The 17,082-nt window shown below is 61.6% G+C and carries 15 protein-coding genes; 6 read left to right on the plus strand and 9 right to left on the minus strand.

Annotated features, from left to right (window positions below; genetic code table 11):
- Window positions 1-32 precede the first annotated feature (32 nt).
- Window positions 33-920 (minus strand): (2E,6E)-farnesyl diphosphate synthase, encoded by an 888-nt coding sequence (ispA, locus tag BLU24_RS04895; protein ID WP_093097937.1) that lies wholly within the window; start codon window positions 918-920, stop codon window positions 33-35.
- Window positions 917-1,159, minus strand: a complete 243-nt coding sequence (locus BLU24_RS04900; RefSeq protein WP_003228627.1) for an exodeoxyribonuclease VII small subunit — start codon at window positions 1,157-1,159, stop codon at window positions 917-919. The genes ispA and BLU24_RS04900 overlap by 4 nt, the downstream gene beginning before the upstream one ends.
- A 349-nt stretch (window positions 1,160-1,508) precedes the next feature.
- Here BLU24_RS04900 and BLU24_RS04905 point away from each other — a divergent pair, with 349 nt between their 5' ends.
- From BLU24_RS04905 to BLU24_RS04930, 6 genes are read left to right on the plus strand one after another with little or no spacing between them, the layout of a single operon-like run.
- The gene (locus tag BLU24_RS04905; protein WP_093097940.1) at window positions 1,509-2,303 is read left to right on the plus strand and encodes a YfaP family protein; all 795 of its coding nucleotides are present in this window, start codon (window positions 1,509-1,511) and stop codon (window positions 2,301-2,303) included.
- A gap of 35 nt (window positions 2,304-2,338) precedes the next feature.
- Entirely contained in the window at window positions 2,339-4,051 is a 1,713-nt protein-coding gene (locus BLU24_RS04910) for a DUF2138 domain-containing protein (protein WP_093097943.1), read from the plus strand.
- A complete protein-coding gene (locus BLU24_RS04915) occupies window positions 4,036-4,701 on the plus strand; it encodes a DUF1175 domain-containing protein (protein ID WP_093097945.1) in 666 nt (221 codons plus the stop codon). The genes BLU24_RS04910 and BLU24_RS04915 overlap by 16 nt, the downstream gene beginning before the upstream one ends.
- Window positions 4,698-9,284: an alpha-2-macroglobulin family protein gene (locus BLU24_RS04920; protein ID WP_093097947.1), complete on the plus strand. Its 4,587-nt coding sequence runs from the start codon at window positions 4,698-4,700 to the stop codon at window positions 9,282-9,284. The genes BLU24_RS04915 and BLU24_RS04920 overlap by 4 nt, the downstream gene beginning before the upstream one ends.
- 1 nt (window position 9,285) lies before the next feature.
- The gene (locus tag BLU24_RS04925; RefSeq protein WP_093097949.1) at window positions 9,286-10,905 is read left to right on the plus strand and encodes a DUF2300 domain-containing protein; all 1,620 of its coding nucleotides are present in this window, start codon (window positions 9,286-9,288) and stop codon (window positions 10,903-10,905) included.
- Window positions 10,906-10,908: 3 nt separating this feature from the next.
- Window positions 10,909-11,721 carry a YfaP family protein gene (locus BLU24_RS04930; RefSeq protein WP_093097951.1) on the plus strand — a complete coding sequence of 271 codons (813 nt, stop codon included), beginning with the start codon at window positions 10,909-10,911 and terminating at the stop codon, window positions 11,719-11,721.
- 72 nt (window positions 11,722-11,793) lie between these two features.
- Here the strand turns inward: BLU24_RS04930 and BLU24_RS27520 are convergent, their stop codons facing one another.
- The 7 genes from BLU24_RS27520 to eutC form a co-directional block, all read right to left on the minus strand.
- Window positions 11,794-11,964: a hypothetical protein gene (locus tag BLU24_RS27520; RefSeq protein ID WP_157720818.1), complete on the minus strand. Its 171-nt coding sequence runs from the start codon at window positions 11,962-11,964 to the stop codon at window positions 11,794-11,796.
- Window positions 11,965-12,380: 416 nt separating this feature from the next.
- Window positions 12,381-13,124, minus strand: coding sequence for a S24 family peptidase (locus BLU24_RS04940; RefSeq protein WP_093097955.1), 744 nt, complete (start codon window positions 13,122-13,124; stop codon window positions 12,381-12,383).
- Window positions 13,125-13,346: 222 nt separating this feature from the next.
- Complete coding sequence (ppa, locus tag BLU24_RS04945; protein ID WP_003205933.1) at window positions 13,347-13,874, minus strand: inorganic diphosphatase; 528 nt, start codon at window positions 13,872-13,874, stop codon at window positions 13,347-13,349.
- Between the two features lie 112 nt (window positions 13,875-13,986).
- Complete coding sequence (locus BLU24_RS04950) at window positions 13,987-14,799, minus strand: zinc-dependent peptidase (RefSeq protein ID WP_093097957.1); 813 nt, start codon at window positions 14,797-14,799, stop codon at window positions 13,987-13,989.
- 3 nt (window positions 14,800-14,802) lie between these two features.
- Window positions 14,803-15,453 carry a DedA family protein gene (locus BLU24_RS04955; RefSeq protein ID WP_093097959.1) on the minus strand — a complete coding sequence of 217 codons (651 nt, stop codon included), beginning with the start codon at window positions 15,451-15,453 and terminating at the stop codon, window positions 14,803-14,805.
- Window positions 15,454-15,680: 227 nt separating this feature from the next.
- Window positions 15,681-16,142, minus strand: coding sequence for a GNAT family N-acetyltransferase (locus BLU24_RS04960; protein WP_007958617.1), 462 nt, complete (start codon window positions 16,140-16,142; stop codon window positions 15,681-15,683).
- A gap of 115 nt (window positions 16,143-16,257) precedes the next feature.
- Window positions 16,258-17,082, minus strand: coding sequence for an ethanolamine ammonia-lyase subunit EutC (gene eutC, locus BLU24_RS04965; RefSeq protein WP_093106448.1), 825 nt, complete (start codon window positions 17,080-17,082; stop codon window positions 16,258-16,260).

Below are 17,082 nucleotides of genomic sequence, written 5' to 3' on the forward strand. Positions count from 1 at the left end.
CCACGCGTTGGTCTTTTTTGGCCGATTCGCCGTCAGTTGCGCCGCTCGACGATATACCGGGCCAGCTCGCGCAACGGCTCGGCTGCCGCGTCAAACGGTCGCAGGGCGTGCAGCGCCTGATCACGCAGCTCCAGCGCATAGGCTTTGGCCGCGTCGAGGCCGAGCAGGGCGGGGTAGGTCGGCTTGTCGCGCGCGATGTCGGCGCCCTGGCGTTTGCCGAGGGTCGCGGTATCGCTTTCGACGTCGAGAATGTCGTCCTGGACCTGAAACGCCAGACCGATGGCCTGTGCGTAAGTCTGCAGGGATTTCAGTTCGTCCGCCTCGGCCCGGCCGCTGGCGAGGGCGCCGAGCCGGACGCTGACTTCGATCAGCGCGCCGGTCTTGTGCCGGTGCATCTGTTCGAGAGCTTTCTGATCGAGTTTCAAGCCCACCGAGCCGAGATCGATGGCCTGGCCGCCGACCATGCCCGCCGGGCCCGCAGCCTGCGCCAGCGCGGTGACCATTTGCAGGCGAATGTCGCTGCTGCAGTTGCTCAGGCGCGAGTCGAGCAGGGCGCTGAACGCCAGACTCTGTAAACCGTCACCGGCGAGAATCGCGCAAGCTTCATCGAATTTCTTGTGGGTGGTGGGTTGGCCGCGACGCAGATCGTCGTCGTCCATCGCCGGCAAATCATCATGCACCAGCGAATACGCGTGGATCAGCTCCACCGCGCAGGCCGCGCCGTTGGCTTGCTCGGCTTCGCCGCCGAGCGCTTCGCACGCGGCGTAAGCCAGCAACGGGCGCACGCGTTTGCCGCCGTTCATCACGCTGTAACGCATGGCTTCGTAGAGCCGCGCCAGCTCCGGCAGCGGCGAATTGAACAGGCTCTCCAGCGCCGCGTTGACCCGGCCCTGGCTGGTCGCCGAATACGCTGCAATCATTCTGGCTGTTCCGCGTCGAAGGGTTCCTCGGCGAGTTCGCCATCGCGCTCCAGCAGCACTTGCACCTTCTGCTCGGCCTGCGCCAGCGCCGCCTGGCAATCACGGGTCAGACCGATGCCCTGCTCGAAAGCGGTCAGCGAGTCTTCCAGCGACAATTCCCCGTTCTCCAGACGCTCGACCAGCGTTTGCAGGTCGGCGAGGGACTGTTCGAAATCCAGTGCAGCTTTTTTGCGGGCCATGGCGGCAATTTCCGGTAGACGTTAAACCGGCGCGACACTAGCAGATAGGGGGGTATGGGCAAATGAGCGGCGTCTACGCTCAAGGTTCCAGTGACGATGTAAAAGGGCTGAGGATTATTCGGCTCATTTTGTGAGCCGAATAATCGCGCTATTCGGCTCACGTCCCACAAACAGCTCACTTCCTACAGCAAAAGCACATGTATCCGATTGTTAAAAAACCGCCGAATCGCTAATCTTCGCGCCTTCGACGACCCGCATTCGCGGGTCCATCAGACGAAACGCAGTTCACCGCTGTGAAGCGCCGAGGATCGGGTGCAAGGTTTCGTTGGGGCATGGCAGGAGGCGTCACATGCGTTCATTTCTGTTGCTGCTGATCGGCCTGGCCTGTGCGCCGGGGCTGTGGGCGGCCGCGCCGAGCGCCGAGTTGTCGGAGCCGGTGGGTGGCTGGCGCTATCACGGCTTGCTCGATCGCACGGAAAACCCGCAGGTCGCCTACCCGACGCCGCCGATCGATCGCGGCATTCAACGCAATCGCACAATGATTCAGGGCCAGCTCAAGACCCTCGGCCATATGCGTGCGCCGCATAGCCTCGCGGTGAATGGCAATCCACTCAATCTGTACACCGACGACCAAGGCCGCTTCGCCCGGCCGTATGCGTTCGGCGCCGGTTCCAACAGTGTCGAGGTGATCAGTGCCGAAGGCCAGTCGCTCAAGCGCGTGCAATTTTATGAAGCCAATAATCTGCGCGCGCCGGCGCGGATTCGTCTTGTCCTGGGCTGGGACGATCCGAAAGCCGAACTCGATCTGCATATTGTCACCCCTGATGGTCAGCATGCGTTCTGGGCACGGCCGGCGCTGAGCAATGGCGGCGGTCTCGACCCGGATGGCGTCGACGGGCCGGGCCCGGAGATGTTCACCATGACGGCGCCGCTGCACGGCGCCTATCTGGTTTACGTCAACTATTGGGGCAACTACGGCAACGGCGGCTATAACTTCGAGGAGACCAGCAACCAGAACGAGGTGATCACCTCGCAAATCACGCTGGTGCTCAACGAAAACACCGTCGACGAAAAACGCGAAACCTTCATCGTGCCTCTGCGGGCAATCGGTGATCTGCTGCTGGTCAAGACTTTCAACTATTAAGCATCCCGCCACGGATGAACTCGGATGTTGTGCACATGAGCGATAACACTGCTACTCCGGCTGCCGCTACGCCAGCGGCCATACCTACGCGGCGCTGGCCGTTGCTGTTGCTCGGGCTGTGCCTGATCGCCGGTGTGGCGGGCGGTTTCGGCTGGCTGCTGCTCAAGCCCAAGGCGCCGCCGGCCGAGCTGGCCAGTGACAAGCTCGGCCTCAGTCGCCCGGACGCGTTGCTGGAAACCCGCTCCCTGAGCCAGTTGCCCAAAGATCTACTGACGGTGCCGTTCCTCAAGGCCACGCTGACTGAGGATTTCGTCTTCTATTACGAAACCCACGCCGATCGCCTCGGCCTGATCGGCAGCCTGCGGCGGATCGTCTACGAGCATGATCTGAAATTGCAGGACAGCCTGATCGAGCAGCTTTTCGATCAGCCGGCCGACGTGGCGCTGTGGCGTGGCGCCGATGGCCGCTTGAAGGATTTCCTGTTGGTGATGGATCGCGGCGGGCTGGCGAAACTGCTCGAACCATTGGCGAAAGTGGCGCTGGATGACAGCCAGCTCAGCGTCATCGGCAACTTCAAGGTTGGCGGCGACGAGGTACCGCTCTATCAGCTCAGCTACAACGCCAGCAAAGCGCTGCTATTCGCCTCGCGCGGCGACAAACTGGTGGTGTTGTCCAACCCGGCCAAATACTACGACCCGGAAAACGGCGCGTCTGAAGAATCCGGCCACGTTTCCTCGCAAGCGCTGGCGGCATTGCTCAACGGCGAAAAACTCTTTCCCGAAGCGTTCGGTCTGCCGGCGAAAAGCCCTGAAACCAAGCAGCGGCTGTCGGTCAATTCCAGCGTGCTTGCCATGGGCTATCAGCGCTTTATCCCGAACTTTGCCGGGCTGCGTTTCGACATGGACGACAAAGGCTGGCACAGCTACCTGGCCATGGACGAGCTGGAAAACCAGCCGGACTTCGATTTCAAACCGGTGTGGCAGGCGATGCCGCTGGGCGCCAGCGCCTGCGTAACTTTGCCCGTGGCAGCCGAACCGCAGAAACCGCTGCTGATCAAGCTCGGCGCCGACGATGCCGTGGCACAGACGTTGACCGAGCACGTCGCCGGTGCGGCGGGTCTGTGCTGGTACGCCGACTCACGCTTGTACACGCCGCTGCTGGTCGCCAGCCTGAAAGACGAAGACAGCAGCAAGCTCGATGGCGATCTGGGCAAGCTGTTCGGCTCGATGGTCGGCGCGTTCGAGCCCAACGTTGCGGAAAACGTGTTCCCGGTGGTCGAGAAACAGGAAGGCCAGAGCCACGTCTGGCAACGTCAGGTCAGCTCCAGTTTCGGTCCGTATGCGGCGAAAACTGCGCAGAACCCGGAGGCGATATCCGGCAAGGCGTTCATGAAAGTCAGCCTCGCCCGACACGGCTCGACGCTGCTGTTTTCGCTCGACGACAAACTGCTCGACAAGGCCCTCGGCACCCTCGACAAACGCTTCCCGCCGATGGCCGACGTATTGCCGAAAGACGTGCTGATGCCAATCTATTTCGGCCCGGATTCGATGGCCCAACTGATGCAGCAGGAGACCCTCGACAGCCTGCCGCAGGACATGGAGCCGGTGTTCTTCAACGCCGCACAAACCTATCTGCTGCCGAAACTGCGCGCCCTTCGCGGCTACGGTAAATACGCCCTGACCTTGCCCGAAGGCAGTGAGCCGGACGGCCACTGGCAGTGGCTGCCGCTGGAATGGAAAGCGCTGTGACGACATTGATCCGCAGCCTCGGCCTGCTCGCGCTGTTGCTCAGCGCGGGCGCCCGCGCCGTCGACTCTCTACCTTTAAAAGCCCCGGCGCTGGACCCTGCGCAATCGCAGGTGTTCCGCGCCTGGTTCGTGCGCATTGCCCAAGAGCAACTGAGCCAGGGCCCGAGCCCGCGCTGGTATCAGCAGGACTGCGCCGGGCTGGTGCGCTTCGCCGCCAACGAAGCGCTGAAAGTCCACGATGACAAGTGGCTGCGCAGCAATGGCCTGTCCAATCGCTACCTGCCGCCGGAACTGTCGCTCAGCGACGAGCAACGCAAGCTTGCGCAACAGTGGCAGCAGGGCGGCGGCAAGGTCGGGCCGTACGTCAACGCGATTAAACTGATTCAGTTCAACAGTCACTTGGTCAGCCGCGATGTGTCGCAGGCGCGCCCCGGTGACCTGATGTTTTTCGATCAGGGCGACGACCAGCACCTGATGATCTGGATGGGCCGCTACATCGCCTATCACACCGGCACCACCACTCCCACAGACAACGGCATGCGTTCGGCAAGCCTGCAGCAACTCATGACATGGAAGGACACCCGATGGATACCCGACGCAGCCAACCCCAACTTCATCGGCGTCTATCGACTGAATTTTCTCTCCCAATGACCGGTGCCCGCATGTTGCGACTCTGCTCCCGAATTCCACTGCTGCTCGCACTGTTGCTGCCACTGGCGAGCGTGAATGCTGACGATTCGGTCGAACCCAGCGGCTACACACCGGTGTCCGGCGAAAGCTTCTTTCTGCTTGCCGACAGCAGTTTCGCCAGCGACGAACAGGCCATGGTGCGCCTCGAGGCGCCCGGTCGTGATTACCGGCGTTTTCGCATGGAGCCGTATGGTGGCGCCGACATTCGCGTGTACCGCATCGACAAACCGCTGGATTTTCTCAAGCGCCAGAAAAACCTGCACCGGGTGGTCAGTGACGGCCAGTTCAAGGGCGAAGGCCTGTCCAACACCCTCGCGTATCTGTGGGATAACTGGTACCGCAAATCCCGTCGGGTGATGCAGCGTGCGTTCTCTTACGAATCGCGCAAACAGGTCACCGAAGAAGTGCCGGAACTGAAAATGGGCGACGCCATGGCCGCGCCGACGCCGTACGACGCGCAGCCGCAATTTGCGCTGATTCCGGGCCTGCCGGTGGTCAGCCAATTCCGTTATCCGCTGTGGCAGGCCAAGCCGATCCAGCCGCCGGCCGGGGTCGACCTGGCCGGCTCTTCCAGTGATTTCGTCAGTGTCGCGCCGGGCAACGTTTACATTCCGTTGGGTCAGCTGAAACCGGGCCTGTACCTGGTCGAAGCGCTGATCGGCAAGTACCGCGCGACGACCATGGTCTTCGTTTCCAACACCGTGGCGGTCAGCAAGATTGCCGGTGACGAACTGCTGGTCTGGGCTGCACGCAAACACGAAGGCAGCTCGGTGCCGAAGGTCAATGTGCTGTGGACTGACGGCCTCGGTGTGATGAGCAGCGGCGCGACCGACAGCGACGGTTTGCTGCGCCTGAAACACGTGAGCCCCGAGCGTTCGTTCGTCATCGGCGAAGACGAAGAGGGCGGCGTGTTCGTCTCGGAAAACTTCTACTACGACAGCGAAATCTACGACACCAAACTGTATGCCTTTACCGACCGGCCGCTGTATCGCCCGGGCGACTGGGTGTCGCTGAAAATCGTCGGTCGCGAATTCAAGAACGCCCGCGATTCGGTATTGCCGGGCGCGGCGGACGTCAGCGTTAGCGTGCTCGACGCGACCGGTACGGAGTTGCAACACCTCGACCTCAAACTTGATTCGAAGGCCGGTACTCAGGGCCGTTTCCAGTTGCCGGACAACGCCGTGGCCGGTGGTTACGAGATCCGTTTCAACTACAAGGATCAGGCCTACAGCAGCGCCTTTCGCGTCGCCGAATACATCAAACCGCACTTCGAGATTTCCCTGAATCTGGCCAAGCAGGATTACCGCACCGGTGAGCCGGTCAAAGGTAGTCTGGTGTTGCTCTATCCGGACGGCAAACCGGTGGCCAACGCCAGGCTGAGTTTGAGCCTGCGCGCCCAGCAATTGTCGATGGTCGACAATGAACTGCAATACCTCGGGCAATTCCCGGTGGAATTGACCAGCGCCGAACTGACCACCGACAGCAAAGGCAATGCGACCCTCGACCTGCCGGCCGCCGACAAACCGAGCCGTTACATGCTCACCGTGTTTGCCAGCGATGGTGCGGCGTATCGGGTCAAGACCACCAAGGAAATCCTTATCGACCGTGGCGCCGCCAGCTTCCGCTTGAGCGCGCCGCAACGCTTCAGCGCAGTGGGCGACAAGGTCGCGTTCAGCTACACCAACGAGGGTGGCAGCGAGCCGAGCAAAGCGGTGACGCCGAGCAGCTATGGCTGGGTGCGTCTCGAAGACCAGAGCACTGGTGAAGGCAAACTCGCCGCCACCGACAAAGGCTTCAGCCTCGCGTTCGAACGTCCGGGCACCTACAACCTGACGCTGAAGGATCAACACGGTCGCGTCCTTGGCGCCACTGGCCATTCGGTGACTGGCGATGGCGTCAAAGCCGTGCCGGGCACCGTCGAGATCGTCCTCGACAAGCCTGAATACAAGGCCGGCGATGAAGCGCTGGCACTGATCACCTTCCCCGAGCCGGTCAGCGATGCATTGCTGTCGCTGGAACGCGACAAGGTCGAAGCCACCGCGCTGCTGGCCAAGGGCGCTGACTGGCTGAAACTGGAAAAACTCAGCGACACCCAATACCGCGCGCGCATCCCGGTGAAGGATAACTTTGCGCCGAACCTGACCTTCTCCGTGCTCTACACCAAGGGCGGTCAGTACAGCTTTCAGAACGCCGGGATCAAAGTGATCGCACCGCAAATCGACGTGGCGATCAGCACCGACAAAGCGGTCTATCTGCCGGGCGATACGGTCACGGTTGACCTGACCACGCAATTCGCCGGCAAGGCAGTGCCGGCGCACCTGACGGTCAGCGTTGTCGATGAAATGATCTACGCGCTGCAACCGGAAGTCGCGCCGACCATCGACCAGTTCTTCTATCACCCGCGCCGCAATAACGTGCGCACCAGTGCCAGCCTGTCGTTCATCAGTTACGACGTCGCGTTGCCCGGCAGCCCCGGCGCTCCGGGCAAGGCCAACCGCAGCGAACGCGGGGTGAAAGTGCTGGAGCGGCCGCGTCGTGAAGACGTCGACACCGCCGCCTGGCAGCCGGAACTGCTGACCGGCGCCGACGGCAAAACCCGTTTCACCTTCAAGATGCCGGACTCTCTGACCCGCTGGCGCATCACCGCCCGCGCTATCGCCGATGACGGTCAGGTCGGGCAGAAGAAGCAGTTTGTTCGTTCGGAAAAACCGCTGTACCTGAAGTGGAGCGGGCCGAGCAAATTCCGCAAGGGCGATCAGCCGCAACTGGGGGTGTTCGCGTTCAGCCAAGCCGAAAAACCGCTCAAGGCTGAACTGGTCACTCGTTATGCCGGCGAAGAGCAGCGTCTGCCGGTGACGTTGAACAATGGCATCAACTACCTGCCGATCCCGGCATTCTCCCTGGCTTCCGGTGAGTGGACGGCGGAGCTGGTGCAGGACGGTAAAACCGCTGACGCCTTGGCGGTGCGCCTGAGTGCAACCGGTGATGGCTGGCAGGTGACGCAAACGCAAAGTCTCGAGGTTGCCAGCGGCGATACGCCGTTGAGTCTGCCGGCCGATGCCACGGATATTCGCCTGCGTCTGGATGACAGTCCGCAAGCGCTGTTCCGTTCCGCCCTGGATGATCTGCTCAGCTACCCGTACGGCGGCGTCGAGCAGACGGCCAGCCGGTTGCTGCCGCTGAGCATCGCTTATCCCTCGCTGGCGTCGAACCCGCAGATACGTGATCGCTTGCGCCTGATCATGCAGAACAGCCGCCTGCGTCTGGTGCAAATGGCCGGGCCGTCGGCGAGCTTCACCTGGTGGGGTTATGACGGCGAGCCGGATGCATTCCTCACGGCCTACGCTTACTACGCCGACTGGAACGCCAGTCAGGTGCTCGAGCTGACCTTGCCGCCGGAGCATTGGCAGCGGGTGCTGGAGGTCTACGCCAAGCAAGCGCCGAACACGCCGCTGCTGCAACGGGCGCTGATTCTGTCGTTCGCCAAACAAATGCATCTGCCGGTGAACACGCTGCTCAGCGGTTTGATTGACGATCTGGCCAAGGCCGGTGAGGGCAGTGCCGAAACCGTGATGGATGATGGCGAAGACAGTCTGGTGATGAACGATCCGGATTCGGCGCTCGGTCTGGCGGCGGCGCGGGTATTGGCTGCCTCGCTGGCCACGCAGGCGAAAGTGACTTTGCCGGAAGCGTTCAATCGTCAGCTGTCTGCGGCACAACAACGTCTGGCGGTCAGCTCGCAGCCGTTCGTCGAAGCGCTGAACCTGTCGCTGCAACCGTTCGATCAGAGCCGTGCGACAGTGCTGCTGCAACGTCTGCTGCAACGTCTGCTGCCACAGCAATCGACCCTCGAACGGGCGCTGGCGCTGACCTGGCTGCAACGCAGCATCGCCCAGGCGTCGCCGACCATAGCCCTGACACCGGACGAAGGCTGGAAGAAACACTACGGCGCGAGCGGCGAGATGTACTGGACCTGGCAAGGCCCGACATCGGTCCCAAGCGTGTTGAACGTGTCCGGCACGCAAGAGCGTCCGCTGCGCGCGGCGCTGAGCTTCCAGACCCAACAGCCGGCGGTCGATCCGATGGCGGTGACCATCACTCGTCGTCTGTCGCGACTGGTGCCGGGCGACGAAGCGTTCACCTTCAAACTTGAGCCGGTCGGCAGCAAAGCGTTGTCCAGCGACAGCCTGTATCTGGACGAAGTGATCCTCACCAGCAAAGCGCCGAAACCGCTGCGCTACGGCATGCTCGAAGTGCCGCTGCCGCCGGGCGCCGATGTCGAGCGCACCACTTGGGGCATCAAGTTGCAGGGCAAGGACGGCAGCGAACCGACCGCGCTGGAAAAGGCCCGTTTCGAGCCGGGACAACTGGCCTACGCGGTGCCGGTGGATGCGCTGAGCGGTGAATTGCGCCTGCGCCATCTGGTGCGCTTCTCGCAAAAAGGCCAGTTCAACCTGCCACCGGTGCGGTTCAAGCAGGTCTACGCGCCGCAGCATCAGGCTCAGGAAACCAAAGCCGCGCTCGGCCAGGTCACGGTCAACTGACATGATACGGCGGCTGCTGTGGCTGTTGATCGGATTGATACCTGCGCTGGCAACGGCGCAGGACGAGCCGTTGCGCGTGGCTTATCAGGGCAAATTGTTGTCGCTGAGCCAGACGCAACTGATCGCGCGCGAGCCGTTGCCTCCCTCGCTGGAAGCGCCGCTTGGCAGTCTGTGGAAGTTGTTTGTCTACGCCTGGCTGGTCGATACCGGCGCGCGTGAGCCGGCTTATGAATGTCGCGGGCAGTTGAAAGAAGAAGTCTATTGCTGTACCGCGGGCGGCAGGATCGAGCGCGATCAGGCGTTGGTGAAATCCTGCGGCTTGTATTTTGAACCGGCGCGGTTGGGCATTTCTGCTGCCGACTGGCGCACCTTTTGGCAGGCGCGACAGGCGCCATCGTGGTTGCTGGATCTGCCCTCGGTGCAGCCGGCGCAACGGGTTTCCATCGTGGAGTTGCTCAAAGTGCTGGCCTCGCTGCCGGCGCAGGATCAGGCGCGCCGGGTGTTGCTCGACGTGGTACTGAACGCGGCGGACGGCAATGTCGTCGGTGAACTGGGCGGGCGCTTGCGGGTGAAAACCTGGAGCTGGCTCGGCGATAAGGATCCGCAATCGCGTCAGGGTGGCTTTGCCGGTTGGACGGCCGATGGCGCGCCGGTCTGGGCCGGTGGCCGTGGCACCAGTCAGGTGGTCTTGCGCCATTACGGTCAGGCACTGGCGACGGTTTTGCCAGCGGCATGGCCGGTGGACGCAGGGCGTTGTGTTGAAGTCGGGCTGTTCTCAAAGTACCCGCTTGCGAGGGTTTCGGCGGGCGAGCGAACAGTGACTTCCGGTCCGTTACAAGGTGATTACCGTGTTGAATTCGCCAACGGCAACGCGCTGGATATCCACAGCGATGGCGAACTGTTTTTGCTCAACGACAAACTGGTCGCCCGGCTTGATCGCGAAGAGTACGTTGCCCGCGTGCTTGAGCGCGAAGCCAAGGCGCAACCGGCCGAAGCCGCCAAAGCTCTCGCCGTGGCGATACGCACTTACCTGCTGCAAAACGCCACGCGCAACGGCGACTGCCTGAGCATCGACGACAGCAGCAACCGCCAACGCGTCGCGCCACGGCCGGCCTCTGCCGAGTCACGAGGCATCGCCGCCTGGACTGCTGATCTGGTCCTTGCCGGCAGCACCGTCACCTATCACTCCGATCAACCCGGCCCGGACAAACTCGCCTGGCAACAAGCCGTCGAACAGGCCAGCGCCGGCCAGCGTTACGACGCGATTCTGCTGCACGCCTATCCGCGCGCCAGCCTCAGCCGCTGGGACAACCCGGTCGCCTCCTGCGAAGCGCTGCCCGCCGCGCAAGACTGGCTGCAAAAACAGCGACGCAGCTGGCGGCCGAAGCTTGCCAGTGAAACCGGCTACAACGAAGTCAGCACTTTTGCCGTATGCAAACTGGCCTTCGGCCGCCCCTTCGTCGACCGCGAACGCCAGCGCATCTACGTGCGCGGCGTCCTGACGCTGCAGGACCGCCTCGACCTGACTCACGAATACCTGCACCTGGCCTTTGAAGCACACCCCAACGGCCAGGACGAAACCTACATCGAAGGGCTCGCCCGTCACCTTTTGCTGGAATAGACCATGACATTCCGTTATCCCCAGGTCTTGCTGCTGCTCTGCACGCTGACCGCGCTGGCGCCGGCCCATGCCGCCGACAGCGTCAAGCTCGACACCCCGGTCAGCGGCTGGCGCAGCGGCGCTCCGGAAGGCGAGGGCGAAAGCTTCCGCCAAACGGTCAACTACCCCGCCTCGTCGGTGAACACCCCGATCGGCCAGGCCAACACCGCGCGCATCAGCGGCGAAATCAAAGCCAGCGCAAAAAACAACCAGCCCGGCCGCCTGATCGTCAACGGCGTCAGCATGCCGCTGAAAATCGACGCCAGCGGCCGCTTCGACCGCCCGTTCTCCTTCCCCAACGGCAGCAACAGCGTCGAAGTGCGCAGCCCCGACGGCCAACAACGCCACCGCACCCAGTTCCTCAACACCCGCGGCGGCGCCACCCCGGCCAAACTGCGCGTACTGCTGGCCTGGGACAGCGACGGCACCGACCTCGACCTGCACCTGATCACCCCCGACGGCGCCCACGTCTGGTACGGCAACCGCGTCGCACCCAATGGCGCGGCCCTCGACGTCGACGTCACCACCGGCTACGGCCCGGAAATCGCCGCCATGCCCGCGCCGATCAAAGGGCAGTATCTGGTGTATGTGAATTATTACGGCGATGGGTATCGCGAGGATGACGAGGGCGGCGATGAGGCGGTGCAGGCGCTGACCACGGCGCAGGTGACGGTGATCACCGAGGAAGGCACGCCGAGTGAAAAGATGGAAACGTTTCTGGTGCCGATGCGGGCGGTGGGGGAGTTGACGTTGGTGAAGTCGTTTAGTTATCCGTGAGGGAATTGGTCCACAGGTTGGAGCAATGCGCTCGGCAGTATCTGGTTACTTAATTCGTGTTCGATGCTCGACTTACAGCTCAGCCAGAATGACCTTTTCCCGTTCAGGAGCGGCGAGGCGATCTTTAACGGTGGCGGTAAGTCGTTCATCTTCATCACGGCTGCGCTTTCCGTCGCACGGGGGCTCGCCAAGTTCGGCAATATGCTTCAGCGCGTCTTCAACGTGAAGCGAGACTATTGGCATTTGTCTACTTCCTGCGAGATTTGGCCCAACGGTAGCCAATGCATTGCGGGATGTACAAGCGAGAAATACGTTTTCAGCCAGTAAATGTGATTTCTTTCAGGCATTAAAAAGCCGGCTTGTGGCCGGCTTCTCGGGGACTGGCTTGGCTTATTTTTGGTAAGCCGCGCCAGCCTTCAAAACGTACATCCGGATCTTGCGTCCGGCTGTGGGACTTGGTCAGACGTTGGTCTGCCACGTCGGGCGTCATCTGAGCCGTGGGAGCGGGTCGATGCGCAAATGTGGGGCGCAGGATACTGAGTTTTGCTTTGGATTCCCAGTCTGAAGTGCGGTTTAGAGCGACTGTAGCCGAACAAATTCTGGATTTGTACCGATTATCGGGGCCTCATCGCGAGCAGGCTCACTCCTACAGGGGGCTATCAGAGGAACGGCACCACCGGCCGGCGCTTGCTCACTGTCGACCACCAGAACACCCAGCCCAATATGTGAATCCTCTGTTCCTCGACCTGTGCCGGGCGGAAGACTTCGTCGGGGTATTCGGCGCTGTTGTGGCTGCGCAGGCGCAGGCCGTTGCCGGGCATGCGGTGCAGGTATTTGATGCGCAGCATGCCGTCGTGTTCGATGGCGTAGATCTCGCCGTCGACGACCTGGGTCAGGCCACGGTCGATAGCGACGATGGAGCCGTCTTCGATGCGGTCGGCCATGCTGTTGCCGATCATGTGGGCGCAGATGGCGTCGTCGGGGCGGACTTCGAGCTGGTCGAGGTGGGCGCGTAGCAGGCGGATCGAGAGGTCCGGGTCCTGGATGACGTGGGTCTTGTCGGAGCTGTCGAGCGGCGTTTCCTTGAAGAAGGCCAGTTCGAGATCGTTGGGGTGGATGAATCGGTAGCTGCCCTGCGGGTCGTTGGCGTCGAAATGGTCGCCATTGCTCGCCGGTGGGCTAAGGCTCGGTGATTCCTTGATGCCTTCGCCGGTTTTCAGCCATTCACTGTTGACGGACAGCAGGCGTGAGACTTCTTCCATGCGATACGCCGGGACGCCCCGGGTGTACCAGTTGTGGACATTTTGGGCTTCCGTGCCCCAGAACTTTGCGAAACCCGTCGTCGAGATGTTCGCAGCTTCCAGGAGTGCCTTGAATCTTGGACCGCTAGTGTTCTTTCTCATAAACACGGAGTCTACGGCCGTGCCAGAGCGGTTTGAATAAACCGCGCGTTCAAAAACGGGCTGAATTTTGCGACGGGATGTAAGGCGCCCTTGTGGGAAATTACACAGCTTAAAACTTTTCTGTAGTCCGCTCTAAACAGCTCGTTTAAGAGAGATTTGAGCGGGCATAAAAAACCCCGGATCAACCGGGGTTTTCTCAAGCATCACGCAGCGAGCCGTCGCTTAGCCTTTGTAGGCGGCAACCGACTTGGTGATCGCTTCGCGGGCGGCGTCTGCGCCGGCCCAGCCTTCGATCTTGACCCATTTGCCCTTTTCGAGATCCTTGTAGTTCGCAAAGAAGTGCTCGATCTGCTGAATCAGCAGTGGCGGCAGGTCGGTGTATTCCTTCACGTCGACGTACAGCTGCGACAGCTTGTCGTGTGGCACTGCGATGACTTTGGCATCGCCGCCGCCGTCGTCGGTCATGTTCAGGATGCCGACCGGACGTGCGCGGATCACCGAACCTGGGGCAACCGGGTAAGGGGTCACGACCAGCACGTCAAGGGGATCACCGTCGTCAGCCAGAGTGTTCGGGATGTAACCGTAGTTGGCCGGGTAGAACATTGGGGTGGCCATGAAACGGTCAACGAACAGGCAATCGCTGTCTTTGTCGATTTCGTATTTGATCGGCGCGTGGTTGGCCGGGATCTCGATCGCGACGTAGATGTCGTTCGGCAGGTCTTTGCCAGCCGGAATCTTGCTGTAGCTCATTGGGCGTTGCCCCCGTAGTTGACCAAAAACACTTGGCCGGATTGACCAAAAAGTGGCGGCGATTATAGGCATATTCTGCCGTCGACGCCATGGACCGAAAGTCGTGTGCAGCTTAGTCTTGCGCCTGATAGACCGGGTCTGTGGCCTGAAGTTGCCGCAACCTGCCCAACGGGTCCTGGCGGTAGAAAAGCTGCAACTGCGCGTACACCTGCGGATAGGCCTTGTGCAGCAGATCCGGGGCGCTGAAAAAGTATTCACTGGTGACTGCGAAGAACTCCGCCGGGTTCTCCGCGGCGTACGGATCGATGGCGGTTTCGGCATCGGGATCATGGTCGAGCTGGCGGTTGAGATCGTCGTAGGCCGCCTGCATCGCCTCGGCCCAGTCGCTGACGCGCATGTCGGCGTGCAGCGGCGGCAGGCCGTTGGCATCGCCATTGAGCATGTCGAGTTTGTGCGCCAGTTCGTGAATGACCAGGTTATAGCCTTCCCAGCCACCGCTGGCCATGACGCCCGGCCAGGCGAGAATCACCGGCCCCTGTTGCCAGGCTTCGCCGCTGTGCTCGCCGTCCCACTCATGCTCAATGCCGCTGGCGTCGCGATGGCGTTGCGGGCTGAGGAAGTCGTCGGGGTAGAGGACGATCTCATGAAAGCCTTGATACCAGTTCAAATCACCGAGGTTAAGCAGCGGCAACTGCGCCTGGGCGGCGAGCAACAGGCGTTGTTCCTGATGCAGTTCGACGCCGGGCAGGGCACTCAGGTGTTTGTCTTCGAGGAACAACACACAGGCGTCGCGCAGCCACTGGTCTTGCGCAGCGCTGAGGCCATCGAGAAAACTCAGGTGATGCCGCACCCGTTGCCAGACATCGTCGGCAATCGGGTGCTTTGCCAGAATGCGTCGGCGACGCCAGGCGCTCAACGACCACATTGATTAATGCGATTGCGCTTTGGTGCCGCCGAAACGGCTGCGCACCACACCGATGATCATCGGCACCAGCGACAGCAGGATGATCGCCACCACCAGCAGCGACAGGTTCTTCTTGATGAACGGCACGTTGCCGAAGAAGTAGCCGAGCGTCACCAGGCCGCCGACCCACAGGATCGTGCCCAGTACGCTGAAGCCGAAAAAGCGTGGGTACGGCATGCGCGCGATGCCGGCAACGAACGGCGCAAACGTACGGATGATCGGCAGGAAACGCGCCATGGTCACGGTCTTGCCGCCGTGCTTGTCGTAGAAGTCGTGGGTTTTTTGCAGGTAGTCGCGGCGGAATATTTTCGAGTTGGGGTTGCTGAACAGCTTTTCCCCGGCCGTACGACCGATCACGTAGTTGGTGCTGTCGCCGAGAATGGCCGCGAGCATCAGCAGACCGCCAAGCAATACCGGGTCCATGCCACCACCCGCCGCCACGGCGCCGGCAATGAACAGCAGCGAGTCGCCCGGCAGGAACGGCATCACCACCAGACCGGTTTCGCAGAAGATCACCAGAAACAGGATGGCGTAGATCCATGGCCCATAGTTGTTCACCAGCAAGTCGAGGTAGACGTCGAGATGCAGGATAAGGTCGAGCGGGTTGAAATCCATGGAGGCACCTGTATGGCGGCCCGACTCGGCAGGCCTGTGCGGATGACTTCGTGTAAGCCTACAGCGGGGTGTAGTTTTTCTTACAAGCCGGAAAGCTCGCGATTATACGGTCTGGCAGGAGGAAAGCGTGTCGGTTTTGTCGCGAGGAGTGTCGCCTGTGATCAATTGTCAGGCAGACCCGACGTGTGGCGAGGGAGCGCGCTCCCTCAGCACCCGGTCGGTGGCGATCAGAGCTCGTCGCTGATCGGCAATACGTAGTTCTTGAACTCGGTGTCTTCCTTGAATCCGATGGATTCATAGGTTTTTTGTGCCACTTCGTTGTCGGCGCTGGTGGAGACGCGCATGCGCACGGCTTGGGTTTCCTTGGCCATTTTTTTTGCGGTGCGGATCAGATTGTCCGCGACCAATTGCCGACGGGCGTCTTCGGCGACATAGATGTCGTTGAGAATCCACACGCGCTTGAGCGACAGCGAGGAGAAGCTTGGATAGAGCTGACAGAACCCCATGAGTTTCTTGTCGTCATCATCGGCCAGGGCCAGGTAAATCACCGATTCCTTGCGGCGCAGGCGCTTTTCGAGAAAGGCGCGGGAGGAATCCGGGTAAGGCAGGGAACCGTAGAACTCGCGATATTTGACGAACAACGGGGTCAGCAAATCCAGATGTTCGAGGGTCGCTTGAATAATCCGCATGATAGGTCTCGTCTTCAAGTGGCTGTCTTCAACTGCTCTGACGGCGATGGGAAACCCTGGCGGCCGTGCTTCGATCCTGCCTGAAACCAGCGCAGAAAGGCAATGCGGAAACGGTTCAGGCGGGCGGCGGGTCAAGCAGGAAATTACCTTTCATGTTCACCTCATCGTCCGACTCCAGCGTCTGCAGTTGGGCCTCGTCCTTCAAGTTGACCCCCGACAGCTGCCGTCGACAGGCTTCACGCATCAGATACAGCAGGCGATGCGCCGCCATGCCGTAGCTCAATCCCTCGAGGCGGACATTGGAGATGCAATTGCGGTAAGCGTCGGTCAGGCCGACCTTGGGCGCATAGGTGAAATACAGGCCGAGGCTGTCCGGCGAACTCAGGCCCGGTCGCTCGCCGATCAGCATCACCAGCATTTTCGCCCCGAGCAACTGGCCGATTTCGTCACCGATGGCGACGCGGCCCTGTTCCACCAGCAGCACGGGCGCGAGCGACCAGCCGTCGGCGCTCATCTGTTCTTCCAGGCGCTTGATAAACGGCAAGGTATGTCGATGCACAGCCAAGGCCGACAAGCCGTCCGCGACGACAATCGCCAGATCGACGCCGCACGGATGGGCACTGGCGTAATCACGCAAGGCTTGCGCCGACTCGTCGCTGAGTTTGCGGCCCAGGTCCGGGCGTTGCAGATAAGTGTGGCGATCCGGCGCCGCGCTGTGCAGCAGCAGGCTTTGGCGCCCGCCCTCCTGCAACTGTGCGCTGAGCCCGACATGATCGAACGGCAGGTGCACCGCATCGCGCGCCTGCGCATGGGCAAACTGGAAATCCAGCTGAGCGCTGGTCGGCAGGCTGGTGCCGGTGCGGCCCAGAGCAATGCGTGCCGGGGTCAGGCGGCGTAGTTGCAGCCACGGGTTTTGCGGGTCTACAGGCGGTTTTTCCAT

Origin of the sequence: Pseudomonas sp. Z003-0.4C(8344-21) (assembly GCF_900104975.1) — a bacterium.
Lineage (GTDB): Bacteria > Pseudomonadota > Gammaproteobacteria > Pseudomonadales > Pseudomonadaceae > Aquipseudomonas > Aquipseudomonas granadensis.

What these genes read in the sequence shown, in the direction of transcription:
- BLU24_RS04920 (WP_093097947.1), top strand. Translation starts at nt 4,698, where the DNA reads ATGACCGGTGCCCGCATGTTGCGACTCTGCTCCCGAATTCCACTGCTG.
- BLU24_RS04900 (WP_003228627.1), bottom strand. Translation starts at nt 1,159, where the DNA reads ATGGCCCGCAAAAAAGCTGCACTGGATTTCGAACAGTCCCTCGCCGAC.
- BLU24_RS04960 (WP_007958617.1), bottom strand. Translation starts at nt 16,142, where the DNA reads ATGCGGATTATTCAAGCGACCCTCGAACATCTGGATTTGCTGACCCCG.
- BLU24_RS04950 (WP_093097957.1), bottom strand. Translation starts at nt 14,799, where the DNA reads ATGTGGTCGTTGAGCGCCTGGCGTCGCCGACGCATTCTGGCAAAGCAC.
- ppa (WP_003205933.1), bottom strand. Translation starts at nt 13,874, where the DNA reads ATGAGCTACAGCAAGATTCCGGCTGGCAAAGACCTGCCGAACGACATC.
- BLU24_RS04930 (WP_093097951.1), top strand. Translation starts at nt 10,909, where the DNA reads ATGACATTCCGTTATCCCCAGGTCTTGCTGCTGCTCTGCACGCTGACC.
- BLU24_RS04925 (WP_093097949.1), top strand. Translation starts at nt 9,286, where the DNA reads ATGATACGGCGGCTGCTGTGGCTGTTGATCGGATTGATACCTGCGCTG.
- BLU24_RS04955 (WP_093097959.1), bottom strand. Translation starts at nt 15,453, where the DNA reads ATGGATTTCAACCCGCTCGACCTTATCCTGCATCTCGACGTCTACCTC.
- BLU24_RS04940 (WP_093097955.1), bottom strand. Translation starts at nt 13,124, where the DNA reads ATGAGAAAGAACACTAGCGGTCCAAGATTCAAGGCACTCCTGGAAGCT.
- BLU24_RS04905 (WP_093097940.1), top strand. Translation starts at nt 1,509, where the DNA reads ATGCGTTCATTTCTGTTGCTGCTGATCGGCCTGGCCTGTGCGCCGGGG.
- eutC (WP_093106448.1), bottom strand. Translation starts at nt 17,082, where the DNA reads ATGGAAAAACCGCCTGTAGACCCGCAAAACCCGTGGCTGCAACTACGC.
- BLU24_RS04915 (WP_093097945.1), top strand. Translation starts at nt 4,036, where the DNA reads ATGGAAAGCGCTGTGACGACATTGATCCGCAGCCTCGGCCTGCTCGCG.
- BLU24_RS04910 (WP_093097943.1), top strand. Translation starts at nt 2,339, where the DNA reads ATGAGCGATAACACTGCTACTCCGGCTGCCGCTACGCCAGCGGCCATA.
- BLU24_RS27520 (WP_157720818.1), bottom strand. Translation starts at nt 11,964, where the DNA reads ATGCCAATAGTCTCGCTTCACGTTGAAGACGCGCTGAAGCATATTGCC.
- ispA (WP_093097937.1), bottom strand. Translation starts at nt 920, where the DNA reads ATGATTGCAGCGTATTCGGCGACCAGCCAGGGCCGGGTCAACGCGGCG.